Raw genomic sequence first — 22136 nt, 5'->3', positions numbered from 1 at the left:
CGGGCCCTATCCCCCGACCGAGCTCATCGCCCCGCGTTGCCGTGCGGCGATTTTCGTAGGTTCGCGCCTTGCGAAAGCCGGCACCTCCCCTTTTTGCCTGCCCGGGCTCATCCAGGGCGGCAACAACGCGAACCCCACAACAGCGAGGAGTCACCATGAAGACATTGCTCAACGAGTTCAAGGAATTCATCAATCGCGGCAACATGATGGACATGGCCGTCGGCGTGATTATCGGCGGCGCATTCACCGCCATCGTGACCTCACTTACCGATAACATCATCAACCCGCTTATCTCCGTGATTGCCGGCGGTAGCGCTACCGAGATCTCGGGGCTGGTGGTGCCGGGCACTAATATCGACTTTGGCGCCTTTATCGGCTCGTGCATCAATTTTTTGATTGTGGCGGCAATCGTCTTTGCCATCGTCAAGGCATTCAACAAGGCGCAGGAAATCGGCGACAGGCTCGCCGGTGCCACCGCCGAGGAAGCCGCACCGGCGCCCGTCTGTCCGTATTGCCTGGAAGAGGTGCACGAAGGCGCGACCAAGTGTTGCCACTGCGGAAGCGAGCTGCCCCGAGCGTAGGTGCCTTAGAGCCGACAGCGAGCGGCATCTACCACCTTGCAAAACAGCGCAGCGATCAAAATGGCCCCACCCGGGGCCATTTTCGCTTACACGGAGCGTAGATACGCGCCCCCGCTCTTATGCCTCGCGCAGCCAGCCAAATGCAACACGCGGCGTGCCGTCCGACACATACACGACGCCGGCACGCTCAAACCCCGCTTTAATACTCGCGCCCTGCATGGGCAGGTTGTCCCGATGCGTATCGATACGCAGATGGTCGGCACGCTCTTTGGCAAAGGCGAACATCGCAGCCGCGATACCGTGCACGGTGCCGTCGGACGCCACACGGTGCAGCACGGCGTACGGAGTGTCGCTACGCCATTGCCCGTCCTCAATTACGTCATAGCACTCGTCCGGGCCCGGTAAAAAGGCAAACGTCGCCACCACGCGGCCGTCGACTTCGCACACATAGCTACCACCGGCGGCGATATCGGCAGCCAGCTGCTCGGCAGAAGGCGTGCCCTCGGGCCACTGCGTGGCGTTGCCATGCGCGCGCATAAAGGCACGGGCCGCGTCATAGATAGCCATGACGGCGGGAATGTCGGTATCGAGGGTTTTTCTGATCATCACGCGGCGACCTCACGTTTATTGGTATCACTTTGATTGAGCAATGATACCAGCGTTTGAAGAGGGGCGAGAAGCAGATGGGAAGCAAAAAGCGAGCCGCCTGGTCAAAGGCCAAAAGCGAGTTTTTGGGCGCTGCCACCGGTGGCGCTATGAGCGACCTGTTTGCGCGCGAGGACGAGCGCCGCGACACCCTGAACGCCGAGCGCGATGAAGCCTGGCGCTACAAGTCGTGCGAGCGCAAAAACCGTTACGGCACACGCGCCGAGGCCGAGGCCGTTATGGCCGACTGCGAAAGCCGCGGGCGGCGTGGTTTGGCCTGCTACAAATGCGAATACTGCGGCGGCTGGCACCTGACGTCGCACCCTTGGAAATAGGCCCCGCATCGGCACGGCACTGACGGAGCGCCAACCATCGCCCGCAAGCTACGGGCGCGGCGGCACCAAAACATCGTAACGAACGGCCTTGCCCGCAAGTTGATAGCTCGGCTTAACGCCGGCAAGCAGCGGCCCCTTCACCGGCCGCTTGATAACGACCTTGCGCGGGCGCACCGCAAGCGCAGCTTCGACCAGCGTCTCCTCATCGGCACACGGCTGTTCCAGATGATGCAAGAGTTGAAACTTCTTTTTAACCGCCGCGCTCTTTGTGCGCTCGGGAAACATGGGGTCCAAATACACCACGTCGGGAGCGGTGAGCTCGCCCTGCCCGATCAACTCAGTTATATGGTGAAGGCCGGCAATGCTGTCCTCGCCCGCATGTAAGCGCATGCGGGCCACGGCAGTCGCAAGCGCTGGATCATCTGCCGCGCGATCCAAGGCATCCTTGAGGAGCGCCGCGATCACGCAATCCTGCTCATACAGATCGACGGTAAAGCCCGCAGCCGCCAGCAGCAGCGAATCCTCGCCAAAGCCTGCCGTGGCATCAATCGCCCATGGGCACTCGACGCCTTTTGCGCGCGCAGCCTTTACCAACAGCTCTTGCTGCAGACGGCCCTGTTTGAGCCGTGGCAGCATGCGGCCAAAATCGGCACGCAACTCCATCGTGCCGTCGGTGAGCGTGAGGCCCGCGGACTTCCCGGTCAGCTCAAGCCCCGCGGCCCGAGCAACAGAAAAGGGATCGACGACGCCCATGGGTACTCCTTAACAAGCAAAATGAATACGTGAGCGCCGTTTATGCCGGCACCCAACCGTCCGCTATTGTCCCACATGCGACATGGCCCACAGCATCCCAATGCAAAGCACCGCCATCAATCCCGTGCACACGGCAGCGATCACAGAATCGCCCATGCGCCTTCCCAACGACCGCGGCTCATGCACTCGCCCTGCTCCATACATCATGGCTCCTCCTTAAGAACAGCTCCTTGTTACGGTCTCATCATCGCAGCGCCGCACATGAGCTGCCATCGATTTGGCTTACGTCCAGCTTTCCTTTTTGACAGGTCGGATTGGGCAGCGCGGGCTCAAAGCGCTTTCAGGCGCACGCATCGCTGCGTTGAACTACAATGTGCTTCACCATATGTGCAACACATGGGCTACGCCAGATCGGCGTACTCGTATCGAAAGGACCAGCCATGAGCTCCGCTCGCAAGACTCTCAAAATCCTTGCCCTCATCTACTTTGTTTTGGGCATCGCCAGCCTCATCATCGCCGGCATCGGTATCGCCAGGGGCAGCCTCGATTCCACGTACGGGTCGAACGCCATGCTCGCCGCGGTCGTGCTTGTCGTCAAGGGCATTGTCGATCTTTCCGCAGGTGTTGCGGGCATCAAGGGCGCCAACAAGCCCTCGCAGGTGGATAGCGCGTTTAAGCTCGGCATCGTTGCCGCAATCGCCACGATTGCGCAGGCCGTGCTCACGCTTCCCGCACTCGGCGGCAGCGCCGTCAATATCGGTGCCTTTGTCATCGTGGTCTACGACCTGTTCTTTGTTCAGCAGGCGCACGCCGTTAAGGCCGAGAACAAGGACCGCCTGTAGGCACTCGCTTCTCATAACCCCTGCAGCCAAGCAACTAACATGGGCCGATCGCGCAGTAACGCGGTCGGCCCTTTACATTTGACCAGATAAAACCTGCCAAAATAAACCTGTCCCTTTTTGGCAGGTTGGTTAGCTGTGGCGGTACTCGGCAATGATGAAGTCGATGTCGGTTTTAAGGGTGTCCAGGTTTGCCAGGCGCTCTTTGTCGGTAGGGCGTGTGCGGTAGTAGTACGGCGTCATCTGGAACACCGCCTCGATGTCGGCCTGGGTCTGGAGCGTAATATTCGCGGACACCCGCTGTGTGCCGACCAGTTTAAGCTCCATCGTCTTCGGAAGCTTTTCGTCGTTGAGGTACGGCGTGTCGTAGAGCACCTCCTTGAGCCCAAAGAGATGACGGGCACCCGGCACCACGGTGTAGAGCGAACCCTCCGGCGCCAACACGCGGGCAAACTCGCGCTCGTTAAAGGGAGCAAAGAGCTCGGTCACCATATCGAAGGCGCCATCGGCCACTGGGATGTCTTTCATGTTGGCCACAAAATAGGTCGCATCGCCGCGCTTGGCGGCCAGGCGTACCATTTCTTTGCCTAGGTCAAAGCCATAAGCGTCCACGCCCGGCACCGCGCCCATGGCGCTGGTGTAGTAACCCTCGCCGCAGCAAATATCGAGCAGCGTCATGGGGCCGCCTGTAGACGCAGCACGCCCAGAAACCCGTTTGCGCACCAGCTCGACCATTGCATCGCGCAGCGGCGCATAGTAGCCACGGTTCAAAAAGTCACGACGGCTGCGTGCCTGCGACTTGGGATCGCCCATGGAGTCGCCGCTCTTGGACGAACGTAGCAGATATAGATAACCCTCGCGCGCACGGTCAAACCGGTGTCCGCCCGCGCATGCAGCACCGCGCTCGTCGTCCACCAACGGCTCATGGCAAACGGGACACAACAACATGGCAACTCCTTAGCGCGAACAACACAACGTACACCATTGTCGCACGCCTTCCCCACCTAGTCATTGGGGACGTTCTTGAATGACTAGTCGTTTAAGAACGCCCCCAATGACTAGGTGATTAGGAGTATCATCGTCTGCGCAAATAAGCACGAAATAGCACGTTAGAAATTGAGAGCGTATGGCTGATACCGCATCTAAGCACATCGACATGACCACCGGCTCGCTGTGGCGCAATATCCCCCTGTTCGCCTTGCCCGTGGCCGCCACGAGCATCTTGGAGCAGCTGTCAAACCTCATCGCCACGGTCATTATCGGTAACTTCTCGGGCGACCAGGGGACCCTCGCCATGGCGGCAGTCGGCTCCAATGTTCCGCTTACCAGCCTTATGCTCAACCTGTTTATTGGCATGTCGCTTGGCTCCAACGTGGTCATCGCCAACGCTATCGGCCGCAACGATCAGAATATGGTCAAACGCGCCGTCCATACCTCGATTTTAATGGCGCTCGTGGGCTTTGCCGTCATCGCTCTGGGCGAGATCTTTGCCGAGCCCATGCTCGCCGCGCTCAACGTTCCCGCCGAGACCATGCCGCTCGCTTCGCTCTATCTACGCGTCTTTTTGCTCAGCATGCCCTCAATCTTGCTCTACAACTTTGAGGCCGCGATCTTCCGCTCCGTCGGCATCACCCGCATGCCGCTGCAAGCGCTTGCCGTGTCCACCGTCCTCAACATTGGCCTGGACCTCATCTTTGTCCCCGTACTCCACTGGGGCGTCGCGGGTGTCGCCATCGCCACCGCCATCGCCTACACCGTCAGCGCCGCTACACTCTTTATCCGCCTGCTCAAGACCGACTCCGTCGTCCGCGTCACCCCGCGCGACCTTGCTATCGACCCCGTCGCCCTCAAGCGCATCGTCAAGATCGGCCTGCCCGCCGGCATCCAAAGCGCCGTCTTTGCCGTCGCCAACATCATCATCCAGTCCGCCATCAACAGCCTGGGCACCGAGGTCATGGCGGCCTCGAGCGCCGCCATGAGCCTGGAGTGCGTGTGCTACAACCTGCTCAACAGCTTTAGCCAGGCTTGCACCACCTTTGTGGGACAAAACCACGGTGCCCGTCAGATCGACCGCTGCACCAAGACCCTTAAGGTCTGCCTGGTCGAAGGCGGTGTCGTCGCGCTCACCACGATTATTGTTATTGTCGGCCTGGGGCGCGAGATCCTGTCGTTGTTCAACAGCGATCCCAACATCGTCTCAATCGGCTATATCCGCGTGTGCTCTATCTTCCCTGCATACGCCTTTATCATGCTCTACGAGAACATGTCCGGCTACCTGCGCGGCTTTGGCATCTCGCTCATGCCCGCCCTTATCACCATGATCTGCGTCTGCGGCATCCGCTTCTATTGGGTATTCTGCGTGTTCCCGCACTTCCGCACCTTTGCGAACATCATGATGGTCTACCCCATCAGCCTGGGCACCACGGCGTTCTTTATGGTCGTGGCGGTACCACTCTGCCACCCGGCACGCACCCATCGCGCTACCCAAGCCAAAGCGACAGCCTGCTAAACACCGCACTCAACGCCACGCCAGTCATTAATTGACAATATGCGAGCTCATATAGTCGATAAAGCGCCTCGTGGCGATAGGCATGGTGTCCCAGCTGCGCCAGGCCGCCACTACGTCGCGTGAGGGGGCGTGCACGATGGGACGTACGCGAATATCGGCCCGCATGCCCTCCACAGTACGACGGTAGAGCATACTCACGCCTAGACCCTCCTCCACCATCGCCATGATGGTGTAGTCGTCGGTCACCTCGCTCGTCACGTGCGGCGACAGCCCATGCGCCGCGAATGCATCGAGCACCAGGCTCTGTTCGCCCTCATCCAGCAGCACAAACGGCTCGGAAGCCAGGTCGGCGAGCGTCACTTTTTCCTTTGCCGCCAGCGGATGCGCGACAGGCAACAGTGCCACCAACTCGTCGTGATAGACCACGCGCTTCTCGAGCCCTGCGGTAAACCCACGTGCCGTAAAGCAAAAATCCACTACGCCGTCGTGCACCCATTGGGCGTTGCGCGTGTAGTCGCCCTGCTTGAGGGTAAAGCGTACGCCCGGGTGCAGCGCCCCAAAGTCGCGGATCACGCGCGGTAACACGGTTCGACTCACGTTGGTAAACGTCGCGATGCGAATATCGGACGACGAAAGCCCCAGCAGCTCCTGGCGCTTGCCCTCGAGCTCAGCCTCGGCAGTCACAATCTGGCGCAGATACGGCAGATATTGTTTACCGTCGCGCGTAAGCGAAACGCCCTGCTTACCGCGCTCGATAAGCGTGGTACCCAGCTCGCGCTCGAGTGCCTTGACGGCCTGGCTCACCGCACTTTGCGTATAGCCCAGCTCGTCCGCCGCGCCCTTAAGGCTGCCGCAATCGACCACCATACAAACAATCTGATACCGCGACGCCATCGTGCCTCCACAACAATGCAGCCGTAAAACGTTTTGCCAGTGCTTTTCCTAATGACATTAGCATTTCTTAATCATACTGAAGATACATTCGCTTTACTACATCCAAATCTGGGAGCAGAATCCTTTTTACGAAACCGTTCTGCAACAAAAGGAGTCCCATGGATCGCAAAAAAGCAATCGCGCTCTCATTTTCCGTTCCCGTCGCATGGGGCTTTTCGTATCCCCTCATGAAGATCGGCATGGACAGCATGAACGCCACGAGTATCGTCGCGCTACGCTGCGTCATCGCTTTTGTGGCCTGCCTGCTGCTCTTCCACAAGCGCGCGTTGCGCATTAACCGCGACCTTATGGTCCGTGCCGCCATCATCGGCGCCATCATGGCAACCGAGCTCACCTGCATGTGCCTGGGCTCCAGCCTCACCTCTGCCTCCACTGCCGGCTTTTTGCAGAGCCTGACGGTCGTAATCGTGCCGTTTGCCAACGCCGCCCTGCTGCACCGCGCCCCCGAGCGCAAAGTGCTCGTCGGCACCGCCATCGTCACCTGCGGTATGTTGCTGCTCTCGGGCGCCGACTTCACCAGCCTGAACCCGGGCGCGCTCATCATGCTGCTCTCCGCCTTTGTCTATGCCGGCCACATTATCGTGGCCAAGCGCTTTGTCGAAGAAGTCGATCCGCTTGCTCTGGGCGTTTGGCAGCTGGGCTTCGGCGGCTTATTCTCGGGCATCGCCGCATTCACCTTTGGCGGTTTCACACTCCCCGGCACGCCGGGCGAGGTCGTGGTCGTCGTCGCACTCGCACTCATCTGCTCTGCCTACGGCTTTATCACCCAGACGCTCGTGCAGCCCCACGTGCCCGCCGAGACCACCGGCTTTGCCTTCTCGCTCGAGCCAGTCTGCTCCGCCGTCTTTTCGTTCTTCCTAGTCGGCGAGGTCCTGAGCCCCATCGCCTTCCTGGGTGCAGCTCTCATCCTCACCGGCGTCATGGCGGCAACCGTCGAGCTTCCGCGCCTCCGCGCACATGGACGCGCTCGTATGGCAGGAGTGCCCGAGCGCGCCTCGTAGACCCCGCCCCTCATGCAGCCGCGGCATAAAGGCAACCGGTGCGCCTTTACAATAGATGCCAACATAGCATTTGCCATAAAGGAGCTCCATGGACACCGCAACTCGCGACCGCAACATAGCAACTTGGTTGGGCGATGCGCCGCAGCCGGTACGTGACACTACGAACCAGCTACTCGAGCGCATCGCCCTTTTGCGTGCCGAGCAGACCATCTACCCGGCACAAGACGACATCCTCAATGCCCTCGCCTACACGCCGGCCGACCAGGTCAAAGTTGTCATCTTGGGCCAAGATCCTTATCACGGGCCCAACCAGGCCATGGGGTTATCGTTCTCGGTCCCCGCGACGCAAACCAAGTTGCCGCCAAGCCTGCGCAACATCTATAAGGAACTCAAAGCCGATCTGAGTTGTCCCATTCCCGCCACGGGAGATCTGACGCCATGGGCACAACAGGGCGTCCTGCTCCTCAACACTACGCTTACCGTGCGCGAGCATGCCGCGAACTCACACGCCAAGCTGGGCTGGAGTACGCTCACCGACTACGTTATCGAACGCTGCTGCCAGCTACCCCAACCGGTAGTCTTTTTGGCATGGGGCCGCTTTGCCCAGCAGATGGTTGAGGGCAAGCTCGCCGCAATCGACGCGGGCAAAACAACCGGCAAGTTCTGCCTTGCCTCCACGCACCCCTCGCCGCTTTCGGCCAACCGTGCCACGGCAGAACTCCCCGCTTTTATGGGGTCGCGACCCTTCTCGGCAGCCAATCGGCTACTCGAACAGCACGGCTCGACCCCCGTCAACTGGACTTGTCTCGGCTAAAAATCGATACATCAAAAATGCGCCCGACGGCTTTCCATCGGGCGCGTTTCCTATTCGGGCCAAATAAATTGCGTGCGGCCGGCCTCGCCGCCATCAATGAGCAGGCTCTGCCCGGTCATAAACCGGTTGGTCACGCCCACAAAGTAGATCCACTCGGCGATCTCTTGGGCGGTTGCCCAGCGTTTAAGCGGTGTAAGCTCCATAATCTGGTTCCACAGGTGTTCGTCTTCCATCACGCAACGGTTGAGCGGCGTGATAACGCCACCCGGGTCCACACTGTTGGCGATGGCCTGCGGTGCCAGGCGGTTTGCAAGGTTCTTGGTGTAGGCGATAACGCCGCCCTTGCTGGCAGCATAGGCGGGAAACTCCGATCCCGTATGCCCGCTCGCCGACCCCACATTGACCACGGATTTGATAGCGGGCGCCGGCTTGGCAGCAAGCCCCTCCCCCACAAAAGCGTAGCGCTCGGTCACGTTGATGGTGCCACACAGGTTGGCGGCGATATCGTCGACCGAATCCTGCGTACCCGCAACGTTCACGATCACCTGGGGTTCAAGATCGCCTGGAAACGAGTCAGGCTCGCGTACATCAACGACCAGATGGCGGTAGCGCTCGTGTTCGATCGCCGCCGGCAGCAGATCAAAGCCCACGACCTCGTGGCCCTCGTCCAAAAAGCGCTGCACGCACGCGGCTCCGATACCGCCCGATGCGCCCGTGATCAAAACCCGCATACTTGCTCCTTAGGCGGTTGCATGGCGCTCAAGGTACTCGGCGCCCACATTCTCACGCTCCCAGCCGCGCACGACCTTGTAGCCCACGGGGCTCAGGAAGACCTCGCACAGCAGCTCGGCAACAGCGCCGGTCAGCGAGCACATAAGGACCTGCACCCAGGTCCAACCAAAGAACGTGTGGCTCACCACAATGGCAAAGACCAGGTTGTCGATAAACTGGCCAACACCCGTGGACACATAGGAGCGGAAGGCGAAGCTCGCAAAGTTATTCTTTTTGAGCATACGGCCGAGCGACTGGTTGAGCGTAGAGTTAACCACGGCAGAAACGAACATTGCCAGCGAAGAGCCCAGCACCACGTACCAGGTGCCGCCGATGGTGGCGTTAAGGGCGGTGTTGACCTCGATCATGCCCGTGTCGTAGTAGGCGCCCCACATACCGGGTGTGAGCGAGCACGCCCAAAAGCACAGGCTCACGGCAAGGTTGACCGCCAGTGCGAGGATAGAGATTTTGATGGATGCCTTGGCGCCAAAGCGCTTGCAGATCATGTCCTGGCACAAAAACGAGACCCAGCTCACCACAAAGCCGCAATCGAGTGCCAGATACGGCAGGCTGATGAGCTCTTTGTTGGCCAGCAGGTTCATCATGATAACGCTCACGAAAAACAGCGAAACCGTTGCCGCGGGAATGCTCCGCAACAGGACCTTGTAGTCCTCCATGACCTTCTTGATCATTATGTACTCCTTTGGTTTTAGGTTTAACGAGCAGGATATCGGACCCGAACTGCTCGGACGCCCCGGTCTTGAGGCGACGGTGGGCATGATAGCCGCTTACGCGGCATCAGGCAAGCAGGCAGCGCGGCAGCCCCGCAGGGCCACCGCGCCGATGCGTTAAAAGACTACGTTGCCAAACTCCGACAGGATAAGGTCGGGATTGTGGTCGGTTGCCCAATCCACGTTCCACGGGCTCGTAAACAGCAACAGCTTGCCACCGCGCATGTCCTCGACGCGCAGCGTGTCGCGCGTGAGCGAAAGGCCCGGGATATCGATGGTGTCGGGGTCGTTCTGGATCCAGCGAATGTCCGTATAGGGCAGCGGCTGGCGACGAACCTCAACACGGTACTCGGCCTTGAGACGGCGCTCGAGTACCTCAAACTGTAGCACGCCGACCACGCCCACGATGACGCTCTCCATGCCGGCACCAAGCTCGCGGAAGATCTGGATGGCGCCCTCCTGGGCAAGCTCCTCCATGCCCTTGACGAACTGCTTGCGCTTGAGCGTGTCGACCTGCGTAATGCGAGCGAACATCTCGGGGGCAAACGTCGGAATCTGCGGATACTGCACATGGCGCTTGCCGGAGCACACGGTGTCGCCGACGCTAAAGATACCCGGGTCGAACAGGCCCACGATATCGCCCGCGTACGCCTCGTCCACGATGGCGCGGTCGTCGGCCATCATCGACGTGCCCGTGGCAAGCTTAAGCTTGCGGTTGCCCTGCACGTGGAAGGCATCCATGCCGCGCTCGAACTTACCCGAGCAAATGCGCACAAAGGCGATGCGGTCGCGGTGGTTCTTGTCCATGTTGGCCTGGATCTTAAACACAAAGCCGCTAAAGTCGTCGCGGCAGGGGTCGACCGGTTCACTGGTAAGCGTATCGGTATAGGCACGCGGCGTCGGGGCCAGACGCAGGAACTCCTTAAGGAAGGGTTCCACGCCAAAGTTGGTAAGCGCCGAGCCAAAGAACGCCGGGCTCAGCTTGCCGCAGGCCACGGCATCCAAGTCGAGCTCGTCGCCAGCACCATCGAGCAGCTCGATGTCGTCCATCAGGTTCTTATGGTTCTCCTCGCCGATGAGCTCATCCATGGAAGAATCGCCCAGCTCGGCCTCGACCTCGGCGACCTTCTTGGTGGCGTTGGCGTGACCGTCGCCCTCAAAGGCAATGACGCGACGGGTCTGACGATCGAACACGCCGCGGAAATTGCGGCCGCTGCCGATCGGCCAGTTCATGGGATACGTATTGATGCCCAGGACATTCTCGATCTCTTCCATGAGCTCAAACGGATCGCGAGCCTCGTGGTCGAGCTTGTTCACAAAGGTGAAGATGGGAATGTGGCGCAGCGTACAGACCTTAAAGAGCTTCTTGGTCTGGGCCTCGACGCCCTTGGCGCCGTCGATGACCATGACTGCGGCGTCAGCGGCCATAAGGGTACGGTAGGTATCCTCCGAAAAGTCCTGGTGACCGGGGGTATCGAGGATGTTGACGCAGGCGCCGTTGTAAGTGAACTGCAGCACCGAGGAGGTGACGGAAATGCCGCGCTCCTTCTCGATGTCCATCCAGTCCGAGACGGCATGCTTGGCCGAGCTCTTGCCCTTGACCGAGCCGGCGGTCTGGATGCTGCCGGTATAGAGCAGCAGCTTCTCGGTAAGCGTGGTCTTACCGGCATCCGGGTGGCTGATGATCGCGAATGTGCGGCGCGACGAGATTTCATCCGACAGGCTTGCCATGCGGATCCTTTCTTGCATTGAGTGCATTACGTCGTTGTAACCGCACTATTGTAGCCGCGAAATCTCACTCTAGGGCGCCTATCAGGACAAATTCATCAGTTGGGGCCTGTGTAGCAGTCGATGACGGCACTCCGCAGCAGTTTGTCTCGATCTGTAACATCTAGACGGTTTTTGAACCTCTACCTGTTACAGATTTAGACAAACAGGTGGGCGTCCCAGAAAGATCTCGATCTGTAACATCTAGCAGCCAAAAACTTCTCCAGTTGTTACAGATTGAGACAACCAGGTGGGGCCCACCAGCAAAATCTCAATCTGTAACAGGTAGCCGTCCAAATCGGTTCCAGATGTTACAGATTGAGATGAATGAACGAGCGGACAATCCTTATTTGCCTCTTGCATAACTGTGCATAGTGTATATATACTGTGCTTACCGGTTATATACACGTGTAGCCCAACAGCTAAGGAGCCGCTGTGGACATCATCCTATCCAATTCGAGCGACAAGCCCATCTACGAGCAGATAACCTCGCAAGTCAAAGCTCAGATCTTATCGGGCACGCTCGCTGCGGGAGCCAAACTCCCCAGCATCCGTGCACTCGCGAGCGACCTGGGTGTGAGCGTCATCACCACCAAGCGCGCCTACGCCGACCTAGAGCAACTCGGGTTTATCTGCACCGTGCAGGGCAAGGGCTGTTTTGTCGCCGAGGGCAACCAGGAGCTCTTACGCGAAAACCAGCTCTGCCATATCGAAGAGCTGCTTGCGAAAGCGGCAAGCCAAGCCGAAGCCTTGGGCGTCACGCGCGGCAAACTGCACGAAATGCTCGACCTGGTAGCCCCCGAAACCATGCAGTAGCCATCTGCAAGAAAGGCTATACCATGCAAAACTTGCTTGAACTCAAAGGCATCTCACGCGCTGTAAGCGACCGCTTTTCACTACGCGATGTCACGCTCGCCGTGGAGCCCGGCCAGATTGTTGGCTTTGTGGGCGCAAACGGCGCCGGCAAGACAACGACCATTCGCGCCGCGCTCGGGCTTATAAAGCTCGATGCCGGCGAGGTGCACCTGTTTGGGCAGCACTGCGGCGCCGACGCGCCCGGTGAAGCGCAGCGTTGTCTGCGCACTCGTGTCGGCCTCGTGCTGGACACATGCCCCTTCCCTTCCACACTCAAGGTGACCGAAGTTGAGGCACTCGTAAGCCCGGCGTACCCCACCTGGAGCCACGACACCTTCGCCAGCCTCATCGACCGATTTGGCTTGGATCCCAAGGCGAAGGTCAAGGACCTCTCCCGCGGCATGGGCATGAAGCTGCAGCTTGCCTGTGCGCTCAGTCACAAGGCCAAGCTGCTCGTTTTGGACGAAGCCACCGCGGGTCTTGATCCCATGGCACGCGAGGAGCTGCTCGATGAGCTGCTTGCCTTTGTCGCCGACGGCCAGCGCAGCGTGCTGCTCTCGAGTCACATTACGTCCGACCTCGATCGCGCTGCCGACCGCATCATTTGCATCGATAACGGCTCGATTGTGTTTGACCTGCCGCGCGAGGACATTACCGACCGCGCCGGCATCGCCCACTGTACCCAAGCGCAGGCCGCCGAGCTTATGGCTTGCGTCGAAGGCGCCCGTGCCGCCCACCACGCTTATAGCGTGGACGTGCTCGTGCCCAACCGTCGCGAAACGCTCGAGGCCTTTCCCGAGATTCCCTGCGATCGGGCAACCATTGACGATTATCTACGCCTCACGCTGAAAGGGGCTTCGAAATGAAACGCGCCTTTATGTCCGAGCTCGCCATCGTTCGCACGCTTGTCCCAAGCATAGCGGGCGTCGGCCTGTTCATATTCGTTGTGCTGACCCTCGCCAACACGTCAGGTGGCGACTCCGGCATGAGTGCCGGCGGCTGCGCGCTCAGCGCCATGTCGCCTATCATGGTCATGAGCTCGCTGGCAGGCTTCGACAATCAAAACGGATGGGAGCGTTATCGGGCAACGCTGCCCCTCTCGCGCAAAGACATCATCTGCGCACGCTACCTGAGCATCGTTGTCTTCTCGGCCGTCATGACGTGCGCCGCCACGCTTTTGAGTATCGTCGCCATCCCGCTCTTCAACAGCGCGGGCATTCCTTCGACGGGACAGACGGTCTTTGAAATCGCAATCGCCTCGGCAGCATCGATGCTCATCTCCCTCATGATGGTGTTTTTGGCGCAGCCGCTGTTCTTTCGATTTGGACACATGGAGGCGCTGCGCCTATCCGTTGGCCTGTTTGCCCTGCTCGGATGCCTTGCCATGGCCACGTTGAGCTCCTCCAACCCCATCAGCAACTGGCTCATGTCGATTGCCGGGGCGAATCCCGATCCCGCCGTTCTTGGCTGTCTGTGCGCAGGAACTGCAGTACTGGCGCTCGCACTATGTGTAATCAGCTGCGCTGTCAGCACCAAGGTTTATCGAGTACGCGATCTGTAATCGACGGCTAAAAAAGCTTAGGCGGTACCCCGCTTATTTTTTCAATGAAACGAGGCAGCATAGCGTCACCACCGCCCTTCACAGCAGGCCGTCTAGTTCTTGGCAACCAAAAAGACACCGTCAGCATATCGAAGGTGAATACTTTTCCGAGAAGTGAACGAGTAAAAACAGTGCCCTGTAGCATCGACATGTTTAAGGACTCAATTCCTGCGGTTTTTGTCTAAGAATCCTGCAATTTTGTTCGAAAAAAGTGTGCATGTTCCAGGGGTCCAGATTTACTCGTTCACTTCGCGGAAAACCATTCACCTTCGATTCGAGCCTTAACCAAATGCCCTCTCGAACTATAGCCCCTGTCTCACCACAGCGATATCAAAGCTTCATGGCGGGACGGTATCATCGGACGAGTGCCGTAAATCTGGCGCGGTCGTTCTTTGGGGAGGCATTTCACCCGTGTCGTGGGTCGCAGCAGCATTTGTGTCGGCTTTCTTTGCCGGCGTCACATCAGTCCTGGCCAAATGCGGCATCAAGCAGACCGACTCCGATGTCGCGACGGCCATTCGCACCTGCGTGGTGCTCGTTTTCGCCTGGGCAATGGCGGGCATTTCTGAATCCATTGGAGCCATCGGCAGCATCGAGCCCAGATCTTGGCTCTTTCTCGTCCTCTCGGGACTCGCTACCGGTGCTTCGTGGATCTGTTGCTTTAAGGCGTTGGGCATCGGAGACGTCAATAAGGTCGTACCGGTCGACAAGATGAGCACCGTACTCGCTGCACTGATCGCCATCGTGCTTTTTGGCGAGACGGGCAACCTTGCGGTTAAGCTCGTGGGAACCGCTGTCATCACACTCGGCACGTTTTTAATGATCGAGAAGAAGCAGTCTGCCGGACCCGAGCGGCAGCAAGACCGGACCTGGCTCGCTTACGCCCTCGGCGCCGCCGTGTTCGCGGCGCTCACGTCCATCCTTGCCAAGGTTGGCATCGAAGGCGTCGAGTCCAACCTGGCCACGGCAATCCGTACCTGTGTGGTACTGGTTATGGCATGGGCAATCGTGGCAGCTAAAGGCAAGATGGGCCAAGCCGTGCACGTAGACTGCTACGAACTCGTATTTCTCGCGGCATCGGGCATTGCGACTGGCGCATCGTGGCTGCTGTGCTACTACGCCATCGCCACAGGCCAGGTGAGCGTCGTGGTGCAGATCGACAAACTATCGATTGTCGTATCGGTACTATTTGCGCGCCTGGCATTCAACGAAAAACTCTCACGGCGCAGCGCCATCGGTCTCGCCTTCATCGTCCTGGGCACCGCCGCGCTCGCGATTTGGAAATAGCGCCGATGCCAAGCGAGATCTAGACGCTCGCAAATCCGTGACAAACGGCATATCCCGGCACGCCCGTGACGTTTTACAATATAAACGTCACGGGCCTCGGCTCAGTCTCGATCATCCAAGGGGATGTCTTTTTGGTCATTGTTCTTTAGGGAACGGTCAATCGCATAGAACCACGAAAACGGCCGTCCAACGGCCGTGGTTTGTTGCGCCGTTCCGCCTCCGTCATCTGCCATTTTTGCACCTGATAGGAAAGAACAATGCAAACCCAGGAATCTCAATCCTTCCCAAAAGCAACTAGCTTCGGCGCGACACTCGTACGCTCTAAGATTATGGGCCCCAATCCCCTCAAGCTCTGCGAAGAGCTGCTTCGCGATGTGCATATCCCCTGCGGTGTCCGCGTCTGCGACCTTGGATCGGGCACCGGTATCACCAGCGCCCTACTCGCCCGCGAATACGGGTTTGACACCTACGCTGTCGATCTGTGGAGCGACCCCGTCGAAAATCGTGCGTTCTTCGATTCGCTCGGTATCTCGCGCGACACGATTCACCCTGTTAAGGCAGACGCCTCGCAGGGGCTGCCGTTTGAGCACGACTATTTTGATGCGGTCGTAAGTATCGACTCGTACAACTACTACGGCCGTGACCCACACTATCTGGGTGAGCGCCTACTCCCCTACGTAAAGCAAGGCGGGATGCTCTACTTAAGCATCCCCGGCATGGTTCGCGACTGCCACGACAACCTGCCCGTTTGCCTGCTCAAATCCTGGACACCCGAGCAGCTCGACTATATGCACGACATAGCCTGGTGGCGCGCCATGATCGAGCCGACCCCTGGCGTCGAGATTGTCTCGATGCAGCCTATGCTCTGCACGGACGAAGCATGGAAAGACTGGCTCGCCTGCGACAACGAGTACGCAGCAGGCGACCGCGCTGCCGTTGAAGCCGGCGCGCTCGAATACCTCAACACCATCGCCATTGTGCTGAGGAAGCTCTAAACATTAGCCGCGCGAGGCCGTAAACAAATGGCCTCGCGCGGCTTCTTCAAAACGAGTTCTGAACAAACGCAAAGCGCAATATGCTACTTGCGCAGCGGCTTGGGCAGTGGAATGCCGGCGGCGATGGCTGCGGCGATGATCATGCAGACGATGCCCTTGAGCGGGAAGCACATGAGCAGCAGGCCCACGACCATAACGGGTTGGCGCATGACGGCGCCCATCGTCGATGCCGTGCAGACGGCGACGCAAAAGACCGGATCGGCGCCGGTGAGAATGGCAAGGCCATAGCCCAGGCTTACGCCCGAGAAGATAACCGGGAAGAAGTGACCGCCACGCCAGCCCATATTGATGAGGGCGGGGGTCAGCATAGCCTTGACAAGACCGGTCGCGATAAGCATGCCGGCGGGAATGGTCAGATAGGTTTCCATGAGCACGTCGGCTTGCGTCTCGCCGGCAAACATGGTGTAGGGCAGGAGCGTGCCACAGATGGCGAGCACCAGACCGGCTAACATGGCCTTGACGACAGGACGCTCCCCTATTGCATGGGACAGCGCCTCGCTTGCATGCTCGGAGACAAAGTACAGCCAACCGCAAACGGTGCCGAGCAACGCCAGCGGAATGAGCCAGGTAAGCTCCAGGTTGCCCACCTCGGCGGACTCGAACCTGGGCATGCCCATGCCGCCGCCCACGAGCTGGCCAAGCAACAGGTAAGTGCCCAGACCGCCGGCAATCGCAATGCCATAGACCACGGTCTTTTGCGCCTTGGGCAGCTTGATGGTGATCTCGTCGGACGCGGACTCATCGTCGGCATCTTCGCCCTGGCCGTCGGCGCTACCGGCGAGCGGCGCCACAAAGCCAAAGACAGGCGCGGTAAAGAGCGCCGTCAGGGCAGCCTGGGCACCTAGCAGCGTGAGCTCCCTAAACTCGGCGCCAAAGCGACGCATGCGGTCGCCGACCCAGCTGCACAGGCCCGCGATAACGCCGGTCAGGCCGGCCTCCGGTCCAATACTTCCGCCAAACAGCAGCGGCAGCAATGCCGCAAGCGAAAGCTTGCCCAGATTGTCGTACGGGTAGCGCCCATCTTGCTTGACCTTAGCCATCACCTGATTGAGGTTATCGGTCTTGGTGTCTGTCATCTTTTCGTACAGACCGATTAACAGGCCGCCCAGCAGGCAGACAAAAAACGGGTACGGCAGAAAGCCAAACGGGCCGCTGGCGAGCTCGGGCGAAGCGACGCCCAGTGCATGCGGAATCTCGGTCCATAGATAGTCGATGCCATGCTCCATCACAAAAAAGAACAGCCAGACCGCGGCACCTGCGAACGCACCGGTCACGGCAACGCTAACTAAAAACAGCACGCGGTTTGTGGGTTTAGCGAGCTTATCCATCGGGTCCTCCCGCGGTCAAAGTCGACATAGATACGTTTTATTGTAGAGCGAGTGTGGCCCAGACGAGCCAACCGTCTGCGCTGCAAACGGAGCCACCGGGGGCCACAGCGGGACAGGCTCGGGGCTTATCCGTTGATAATTGATGCGATTTCGTACAGATCCTCGGCAAAGTAAATGCCTTGCTGGCGCCGTGGGCTTGATAAACCCTTATCAATCATGTGTCCGAGCAGCGCCTTGAGGTCGTTGTAGTAACCGTCCAGGTTATACAGGATGCACGGAGCACTCAGGTGCCCCAACGACACCGCGGACATAACCTCGGCAATCTCCTCGAGCGTGCCCGTCCCACCGGGAAAGGCAATGAACGCATCGCCGAGCTCGATCATCTTTGCCTTACGCTCCGCCATATCGCTCGTCACGATGAGGTCGTCGATACCGTCATGTTGAAACTCGGCCTCGATAAAAAAGCTCGGCTCCACACCCGTCACGTGCCCGCCGGCATTAAGCACGCTATCGGCGAGCGCGCCCATCAGGCCCGATTTGGATCCGCCGTACACGAGCGCGTGCCCGTTGGCGCCAATCCAGTTGCCCAGCTCCTGCACCGCAGGCAGAAACGCCGGGTCATTGCCGATACTGGCACCCAGATACACGGTGATATTCAAATTCAGTCCCCCTCATGGTGACGCGCGGCGCCCGTTTTAGCGCTGGCGCCGGCGATATTCGCGCACGCGGCGCGACAGATCGGCGAGCTCGTCACGATCGAGCTCTTCCAAATGCTCAAGATCATCCATAAAGCGCGCCATAGTGTCCTTTTGATGCATCTTGATGAGCATATTGCAGTAGCTCACCGCCACGCCCGTGAGCATGGCAATGTAAAAAATGCTGATAACGCTCAGGACGACCGTGATGACACGGGCGACCGGCGTTTCGGCCGGAATGTCGCCAAAGCCGATCGTCGATACGGTCTCAAAGCTAAACCAAAGGCCGTCGCCAAACGTAAGAGTTGTTGGCTCAGAGAGCCAAACAGCCATTGAACACAGAAGATAAAAGACGAGAAAAAGGCCCGTGATGCGCACGAAACCGGCTTGACGCAACACATCGGCCAGCGTCCTCAGCTTTTTCATCGAGACCCCCTTTTTCAGGACAAGCAATCGCTTTTGGTCGGTATTGTCCCACGCCTCCCCCGCAAACGGAACCAGCCATCGAGAATGCCCCTAGACGACGAGTTGTGAGGGACAATCCTTCCACAACAAAAAGTGCGTTTCAATCTGCGACAAATAGGATGTTCCCGTCGGCCTCGCAGCCTGAACTAGTATCTTGATATAGACATGCCACCCACCGCCGTGCACGCAGCACGCGGAAAGAAAGGAAACCCACGATGTTTAGACCTCTTCGTAGAAAGAAGCGTGCTATCACCGATCAAGAGGCACGAGAGCTGCTTGTTAATTGCAAACGCGGCATTTTTGCCGTCAACGGAGACGACGGCTATCCTTACGCCATTCCCGTTAACTACTACTTTGACCCCGAGCACGACAAAATTTACTTTCATGGAGCCAAGGCGGGGCATAAGGTCGATGCACTCAAACGCAGCGACAAAGTCTGCTTTACCGTCTATGGCAACGATTGGTACAAAGACGACGACTGGGCACCCTATGTTCAGAGCACTGTGGTTTTTGGCCGTTGCCGCCTCGTGAACGATGACCCGGCGTTTGTCGAAGACAAAGTCCGACAGTTTGCCCTCAAGTACTATCCTTCTGCCGAAGAGGTCGAAGAGGAGATCAAGCAAAGTATCAGGGGCGTCCAGCTGTATGAAATTACGGTTGAACACCTTTGCGGCAAGCAAATTCAAGAAAAGTAGCAAACGTGGAAAACGCGCTCGCAACCCTCTGCGCCCTATGCGCCCACGCACGTTGACGACGCGGGCGCAAGCCGCAGTACCCGAATCGTGCGACCCCTATACCCCAAAAACGTAGCGGTCTAGGCGGTCGCACGCTTCCCTTACGCGCGAAAGCGGCAGCGCCAGATTCACGCGAATGTGGCAGGGGCCATGGAACGGACGTCCATCCTGATACCCCACGCCCACGCGTGCCCCCTCGTCGAGCAACCACTGAATATCACGGCCATGCTCGCGGCACCACTCGGTGCAGTCCAGAAACACCATGTACGTGCCCTGCGGACGCGAATAGGACACGCCCTCAAAATGCTCGTCCACGTAATCGCAGAAGTACTCGATATTGTCGGCAAGCACCTGGTTGAGTTCGTCCACCCACTCGTAGCCCTGCGGTTGGTAGGCACCGATAAGCGCATGCATCGAAAGGACATTCATCTCGTTGTAATGGGTCTTGTTAGACACAGCGCACATGCGGTCGCGCAGCGTCTCGTTGTAGACAATGTGGTAGCTGCCGACCAGACCCGCCAGGTTAAACGTCTTGCTCGGCGCATAGAGGGCAACCGTGCGCATGCGGGCATCCTCGCTCACCGACTGCGTCGGGATGTGCTTGTGTCCCGGCAGAATGATATCGGACCAAATCTCGTCCGAGATCACCACGCAATCGTGCTTGCGATAAATGTCCATGGCGCGCTCGATCTCGTCGCGCTCCCATACGCGGCCGCAGGGATTGTGCGGCGAGCAGAACACTGCGGCATGGATGTGGTTTTGGGCGAGTTTGCGCTCCATGTCCTCAAAGTCCATGCGCCACACGCTCTGGTCGTCGAGCTGAAGCGGGCTGTGGACAATGCGATAGCCCGCGGCCTCGATGGACTTGGTGAAGCCGATGTAGGTGGGGCTGTGGACCAACACCGCATCGCCCGGCTGGACATACGCGCGCAGTGTCGACACGACACCGCCCAGCACGCCGTTTTCGTAGCCGATATGCTCAGGCGCCAGGCCCTCGACGCCATTACGGCGGCTCTGCCATTCGATGATGCGGTCGAAGTACTCGGAACGCGGATTGAAGTAACCAAACATGGGGTGCTGGGCGCGCTGAATGATGTGCTCCTGGACTGTAGGCACCGTGGCGAAGTTCATGTCCGCCACCCACATGGGAATGCGGTCGAAGCCCTCGTCGGGTGCGTTCGGAGCCATACCGGGGATCTCACCCCAAGAGTCAACGGCGATGGAGTCCATGCCGTGGCGGTCGATGATTGAAGTGAAGTCGTATTTCATGCTGAGCCCCCGTGCAGAGCGGAATGATTCGGTAGGCGTTATTGTCCACCAGCGTAGGCGATTTTGGCATGGGGTTTGGCGCTTAATTTGACGGATGCGGACGAATGGCTGACTAGTCTCGCGCGTCGTTGATGGCGGTTACCGTCAACCTGGCCCCGTCAATCGTAAACGATATGTCGAGTCCGGCGTAAGCCAAGTGGTAAACGCGGTTTGGCTCGTGCTTGCTGCCCGCGCGGCGCGGATCTTGGCGAAGAACCTCGACCAGACCGGGGAGCTTTGCGGGCGGGACCATGTCTTGAAGCGCTTGCGGGAACTTAACATCGAGCTCTTGCCACGGAGCACCCTCAATCCAGCCGCCGGTCGCATCCGGGTGGCAGTCCGCAAACGGGATGTAGGGCTTAATGTCGTAGATGGGCGTGCCGTCACGCAGGTCGGCCCCCAGTACATGGATGATGGGGCCGTCGTCGGTGCGCTCAACGCGGCTGAGCTTGACGCAGGTAAGACCGATGGGATTGGGGCGAAACGGACTCCGCGTGGCAAACACGCCCACGCGTTCGGCTCCGCCCAGACGCGGCGGGCGCACAGTCTTCGACCACTTGACGTTGGTGCCGGACCTGTCCTGCGTCTTGGCATCGGCAGCTATATCCTTAGCCGTGCCGCCGGGCGTTCCGTTTTCGAAGCGCCACAGCAGCCATAGGTGAGAGAAGGAGTCCAGACCCTCAACTGCTGCGTTGGAGGCAAATTCCGGCTCAAAGACGATGCGTCCCTGCAGGTGGGGCGCCAAAAAGCTGTTGCGCGGAATACCGAACTTCTGCGGCAGGTCGGTATGTATGTAAGCGATTGGCCTCATTATACCCCCGGTTACAATTTATTCCGACATAAGAGCAGGTCGACGCAGTCCTTTGACTTGCACATGATACCAACTTGCACTTAAACAATCACCGAAAAGACGAACGTTGCACAACCCATTTTCCGCTAATGCGCATGTAGACCGCTCAACAAGTCGAAGGAAATGCTTCACCGCGGTCATAGTTGTTGGTTGATTTCCGATCTCAGCCGAACACATTGAGCTGATGGCACGCTCCCGCAGTCAACCGAACGCCCCCGAGGTCCTATCCGGGACCCGGGGGCGGCATTTTCCCAGTTGA

Annotated in this window: 24 protein-coding genes; 12 read left to right on the top strand and 12 right to left on the bottom strand. The window is 59.0% G+C overall.

The genetic code is table 11. From position 1 onward, the window contains the following. Positions 1 to 155 precede the first annotated feature (155 nt). On the top strand, positions 156 to 581 hold the full coding sequence (gene mscL / locus ACTQV4_RS04735; protein ID WP_441569401.1) for a large conductance mechanosensitive channel protein MscL: 426 nt from the start codon (positions 156 to 158) through the stop codon (positions 579 to 581). A 117-nt stretch (positions 582 to 698) separates the two neighbouring features. Here the strand turns inward: mscL and ACTQV4_RS04730 are convergent, their stop codons facing one another. After that, complete coding sequence (locus ACTQV4_RS04730; protein ID WP_441569400.1) at positions 699 to 1187, bottom strand: N-acetyltransferase; 489 nt, start codon at positions 1185 to 1187, stop codon at positions 699 to 701. 77 nt (positions 1188 to 1264) lie between these two features. On the opposite strand from ACTQV4_RS04730, the gene ACTQV4_RS04725 reads away from it, so the two are divergent. After that, positions 1265 to 1561, top strand: a complete 297-nt coding sequence (locus ACTQV4_RS04725) for a hypothetical protein (protein WP_427794960.1) — start codon at positions 1265 to 1267, stop codon at positions 1559 to 1561. A 48-nt stretch (positions 1562 to 1609) separates the two neighbouring features. On the opposite strand, the gene ACTQV4_RS04720 is transcribed toward ACTQV4_RS04725, so the two are convergent. Next, a complete protein-coding gene (locus ACTQV4_RS04720; RefSeq protein WP_441569399.1) occupies positions 1610 to 2314 on the bottom strand; it encodes a class I SAM-dependent methyltransferase in 705 nt (234 codons plus the stop codon). Between the two features lie 440 nt (positions 2315 to 2754). On the opposite strand from ACTQV4_RS04720, the gene ACTQV4_RS04715 reads away from it, so the two are divergent. Next, complete coding sequence (locus ACTQV4_RS04715; RefSeq protein WP_441569398.1) at positions 2755 to 3156, top strand: hypothetical protein; 402 nt, start codon at positions 2755 to 2757, stop codon at positions 3154 to 3156. Positions 3157 to 3285: 129 nt separating this feature from the next. Here ACTQV4_RS04715 and ACTQV4_RS04710 read toward each other — a convergent pair whose 3' ends face one another. Next, positions 3286 to 4101 carry a putative RNA methyltransferase gene (locus ACTQV4_RS04710; protein WP_154516992.1) on the bottom strand — a complete coding sequence of 272 codons (816 nt, stop codon included), beginning with the start codon at positions 4099 to 4101 and terminating at the stop codon, positions 3286 to 3288. Positions 4102 to 4279: 178 nt separating this feature from the next. Between ACTQV4_RS04710 and ACTQV4_RS04705 the strand changes: the two genes are divergently transcribed. Further along, a complete protein-coding gene (locus ACTQV4_RS04705; RefSeq protein ID WP_441569397.1) occupies positions 4280 to 5662 on the top strand; it encodes an MATE family efflux transporter in 1383 nt (460 codons plus the stop codon). Between the two features lie 27 nt (positions 5663 to 5689). Here ACTQV4_RS04705 and ACTQV4_RS04700 read toward each other — a convergent pair whose 3' ends face one another. Continuing rightward, positions 5690 to 6556 (bottom strand): LysR family transcriptional regulator, encoded by an 867-nt coding sequence (locus ACTQV4_RS04700; protein WP_441063995.1) that lies wholly within the window; start codon positions 6554 to 6556, stop codon positions 5690 to 5692. A gap of 158 nt (positions 6557 to 6714) precedes the next feature. Between ACTQV4_RS04700 and ACTQV4_RS04695 the strand changes: the two genes are divergently transcribed. Together ACTQV4_RS04695 and ACTQV4_RS04690 are read left to right on the top strand one after the other, a co-directional pair. Further along, positions 6715 to 7617: a DMT family transporter gene (locus ACTQV4_RS04695; protein ID WP_441569396.1), complete on the top strand. Its 903-nt coding sequence runs from the start codon at positions 6715 to 6717 to the stop codon at positions 7615 to 7617. An 88-nt stretch (positions 7618 to 7705) separates the two neighbouring features. Then, a complete protein-coding gene (locus tag ACTQV4_RS04690; protein ID WP_441559463.1) occupies positions 7706 to 8431 on the top strand; it encodes a uracil-DNA glycosylase in 726 nt (241 codons plus the stop codon). Between the two features lie 50 nt (positions 8432 to 8481). Here the strand turns inward: ACTQV4_RS04690 and ACTQV4_RS04685 are convergent, their stop codons facing one another. The 3 genes from ACTQV4_RS04685 to ACTQV4_RS04675 form a co-directional block, all read right to left on the bottom strand. Then, complete coding sequence (locus tag ACTQV4_RS04685) at positions 8482 to 9162, bottom strand: SDR family NAD(P)-dependent oxidoreductase (protein WP_441569395.1); 681 nt, start codon at positions 9160 to 9162, stop codon at positions 8482 to 8484. Between the two features lie 9 nt (positions 9163 to 9171). Beyond that, entirely contained in the window at positions 9172 to 9894 is a 723-nt protein-coding gene (locus ACTQV4_RS04680) for a VUT family protein (RefSeq protein ID WP_427728338.1), read from the bottom strand. 156 nt (positions 9895 to 10050) lie between these two features. After that, positions 10051 to 11664 carry a peptide chain release factor 3 gene (locus ACTQV4_RS04675; protein ID WP_427719358.1) on the bottom strand — a complete coding sequence of 538 codons (1614 nt, stop codon included), beginning with the start codon at positions 11662 to 11664 and terminating at the stop codon, positions 10051 to 10053. Positions 11665 to 12135: 471 nt separating this feature from the next. Between ACTQV4_RS04675 and ACTQV4_RS04670 the strand changes: the two genes are divergently transcribed. From ACTQV4_RS04670 to ACTQV4_RS04650, 5 genes are all read left to right on the top strand, one after another. Then, positions 12136 to 12516, top strand: a complete 381-nt coding sequence (locus tag ACTQV4_RS04670) for a GntR family transcriptional regulator (protein ID WP_441569394.1) — start codon at positions 12136 to 12138, stop codon at positions 12514 to 12516. Positions 12517 to 12539: 23 nt separating this feature from the next. Continuing rightward, positions 12540 to 13421: an ABC transporter ATP-binding protein gene (locus tag ACTQV4_RS04665; protein WP_441569393.1), complete on the top strand. Its 882-nt coding sequence runs from the start codon at positions 12540 to 12542 to the stop codon at positions 13419 to 13421. Beyond that, positions 13418 to 14116 (top strand): ABC-2 transporter permease, encoded by a 699-nt coding sequence (locus ACTQV4_RS04660; RefSeq protein ID WP_441569392.1) that lies wholly within the window; start codon positions 13418 to 13420, stop codon positions 14114 to 14116. Before ACTQV4_RS04665 ends, ACTQV4_RS04660 begins: the two co-directional genes overlap by 4 nt. A gap of 450 nt (positions 14117 to 14566) precedes the next feature. Next, the gene (locus ACTQV4_RS04655; RefSeq protein ID WP_441569391.1) at positions 14567 to 15442 is read left to right on the top strand and encodes an EamA family transporter; all 876 of its coding nucleotides are present in this window, start codon (positions 14567 to 14569) and stop codon (positions 15440 to 15442) included. A gap of 329 nt (positions 15443 to 15771) precedes the next feature. Continuing rightward, positions 15772 to 16437: an SAM-dependent methyltransferase gene (locus ACTQV4_RS04650; protein WP_441016506.1), complete on the top strand. Its 666-nt coding sequence runs from the start codon at positions 15772 to 15774 to the stop codon at positions 16435 to 16437. A gap of 83 nt (positions 16438 to 16520) precedes the next feature. Here ACTQV4_RS04650 and ACTQV4_RS04645 read toward each other — a convergent pair whose 3' ends face one another. The 3 genes from ACTQV4_RS04645 to ACTQV4_RS04635 form a co-directional block, all read right to left on the bottom strand. Further along, positions 16521 to 17825: a chloride channel protein gene (locus ACTQV4_RS04645; RefSeq protein ID WP_441569390.1), complete on the bottom strand. Its 1305-nt coding sequence runs from the start codon at positions 17823 to 17825 to the stop codon at positions 16521 to 16523. 125 nt (positions 17826 to 17950) lie between these two features. Next, the gene (locus ACTQV4_RS04640; protein ID WP_427719368.1) at positions 17951 to 18484 is read right to left on the bottom strand and encodes a TIGR00730 family Rossman fold protein; all 534 of its coding nucleotides are present in this window, start codon (positions 18482 to 18484) and stop codon (positions 17951 to 17953) included. Between the two features lie 36 nt (positions 18485 to 18520). Continuing rightward, a complete protein-coding gene (locus ACTQV4_RS04635; protein ID WP_154516963.1) occupies positions 18521 to 18946 on the bottom strand; it encodes a potassium channel family protein in 426 nt (141 codons plus the stop codon). A gap of 254 nt (positions 18947 to 19200) precedes the next feature. Here ACTQV4_RS04635 and ACTQV4_RS04630 point away from each other — a divergent pair, with 254 nt between their 5' ends. Next, positions 19201 to 19680: a pyridoxamine 5'-phosphate oxidase family protein gene (locus tag ACTQV4_RS04630; protein ID WP_154516961.1), complete on the top strand. Its 480-nt coding sequence runs from the start codon at positions 19201 to 19203 to the stop codon at positions 19678 to 19680. Positions 19681 to 19776: 96 nt separating this feature from the next. On the opposite strand, the gene ACTQV4_RS04625 is transcribed toward ACTQV4_RS04630, so the two are convergent. Together ACTQV4_RS04625 and tsaA are read right to left on the bottom strand one after the other, a co-directional pair. Next, positions 19777 to 20988, bottom strand: coding sequence for a MalY/PatB family protein (locus tag ACTQV4_RS04625; RefSeq protein ID WP_427728362.1), 1212 nt, complete (start codon positions 20986 to 20988; stop codon positions 19777 to 19779). Positions 20989 to 21100: 112 nt separating this feature from the next. Continuing rightward, positions 21101 to 21838, bottom strand: coding sequence for a tRNA (N6-threonylcarbamoyladenosine(37)-N6)-methyltransferase TrmO (gene tsaA, locus ACTQV4_RS04620; RefSeq protein WP_441541019.1), 738 nt, complete (start codon positions 21836 to 21838; stop codon positions 21101 to 21103). Positions 21839 to 22136 lie beyond the last annotated feature (298 nt).

The organism is Collinsella sp. LCP19S3_B11, assembly GCF_052121915.1.
Classification (GTDB): domain Bacteria; phylum Actinomycetota; class Coriobacteriia; order Coriobacteriales; family Coriobacteriaceae; genus Collinsella.
The sequence above is the reverse complement of the archived record's forward strand: the minus strand, read 5'-3'. Positions and strand labels throughout refer to the sequence as shown.

Bases quoted from the DNA above. Each gene is read 5' to 3' on its own strand.
- mscL (WP_441569401.1), top strand. From the start codon at position 156: ATGAAGACATTGCTCAACGAGTTCAAGGAATTCATCAATCGCGGCAAC.
- ACTQV4_RS04730 (WP_441569400.1), bottom strand. From the start codon at position 1,187: ATGATCAGAAAAACCCTCGATACCGACATTCCCGCCGTCATGGCTATC.
- ACTQV4_RS04725 (WP_427794960.1), top strand. From the start codon at position 1,265: ATGGGAAGCAAAAAGCGAGCCGCCTGGTCAAAGGCCAAAAGCGAGTTT.
- ACTQV4_RS04720 (WP_441569399.1), bottom strand. From the start codon at position 2,314: ATGGGCGTCGTCGATCCCTTTTCTGTTGCTCGGGCCGCGGGGCTTGAG.
- ACTQV4_RS04715 (WP_441569398.1), top strand. From the start codon at position 2,755: ATGAGCTCCGCTCGCAAGACTCTCAAAATCCTTGCCCTCATCTACTTT.
- ACTQV4_RS04710 (WP_154516992.1), bottom strand. From the start codon at position 4,101: ATGTTGTTGTGTCCCGTTTGCCATGAGCCGTTGGTGGACGACGAGCGC.
- ACTQV4_RS04705 (WP_441569397.1), top strand. From the start codon at position 4,280: ATGGCTGATACCGCATCTAAGCACATCGACATGACCACCGGCTCGCTG.
- ACTQV4_RS04700 (WP_441063995.1), bottom strand. From the start codon at position 6,556: ATGGCGTCGCGGTATCAGATTGTTTGTATGGTGGTCGATTGCGGCAGC.
- ACTQV4_RS04695 (WP_441569396.1), top strand. From the start codon at position 6,715: ATGGATCGCAAAAAAGCAATCGCGCTCTCATTTTCCGTTCCCGTCGCA.
- ACTQV4_RS04690 (WP_441559463.1), top strand. From the start codon at position 7,706: ATGGACACCGCAACTCGCGACCGCAACATAGCAACTTGGTTGGGCGAT.
- ACTQV4_RS04685 (WP_441569395.1), bottom strand. From the start codon at position 9,162: ATGCGGGTTTTGATCACGGGCGCATCGGGCGGTATCGGAGCCGCGTGC.
- ACTQV4_RS04680 (WP_427728338.1), bottom strand. From the start codon at position 9,894: ATGATCAAGAAGGTCATGGAGGACTACAAGGTCCTGTTGCGGAGCATT.
- ACTQV4_RS04675 (WP_427719358.1), bottom strand. From the start codon at position 11,664: ATGGCAAGCCTGTCGGATGAAATCTCGTCGCGCCGCACATTCGCGATC.
- ACTQV4_RS04665 (WP_441569393.1), top strand. From the start codon at position 12,540: ATGCAAAACTTGCTTGAACTCAAAGGCATCTCACGCGCTGTAAGCGAC.
- ACTQV4_RS04660 (WP_441569392.1), top strand. From the start codon at position 13,418: ATGAAACGCGCCTTTATGTCCGAGCTCGCCATCGTTCGCACGCTTGTC.
- ACTQV4_RS04650 (WP_441016506.1), top strand. From the start codon at position 15,772: ATGGGCCCCAATCCCCTCAAGCTCTGCGAAGAGCTGCTTCGCGATGTG.
- ACTQV4_RS04645 (WP_441569390.1), bottom strand. From the start codon at position 17,825: ATGGATAAGCTCGCTAAACCCACAAACCGCGTGCTGTTTTTAGTTAGC.
- ACTQV4_RS04635 (WP_154516963.1), bottom strand. From the start codon at position 18,946: ATGAAAAAGCTGAGGACGCTGGCCGATGTGTTGCGTCAAGCCGGTTTC.
- ACTQV4_RS04630 (WP_154516961.1), top strand. From the start codon at position 19,201: ATGTTTAGACCTCTTCGTAGAAAGAAGCGTGCTATCACCGATCAAGAG.
- ACTQV4_RS04625 (WP_427728362.1), bottom strand. From the start codon at position 20,988: ATGAAATACGACTTCACTTCAATCATCGACCGCCACGGCATGGACTCC.
- tsaA (WP_441541019.1), bottom strand. From the start codon at position 21,838: ATGAGGCCAATCGCTTACATACATACCGACCTGCCGCAGAAGTTCGGT.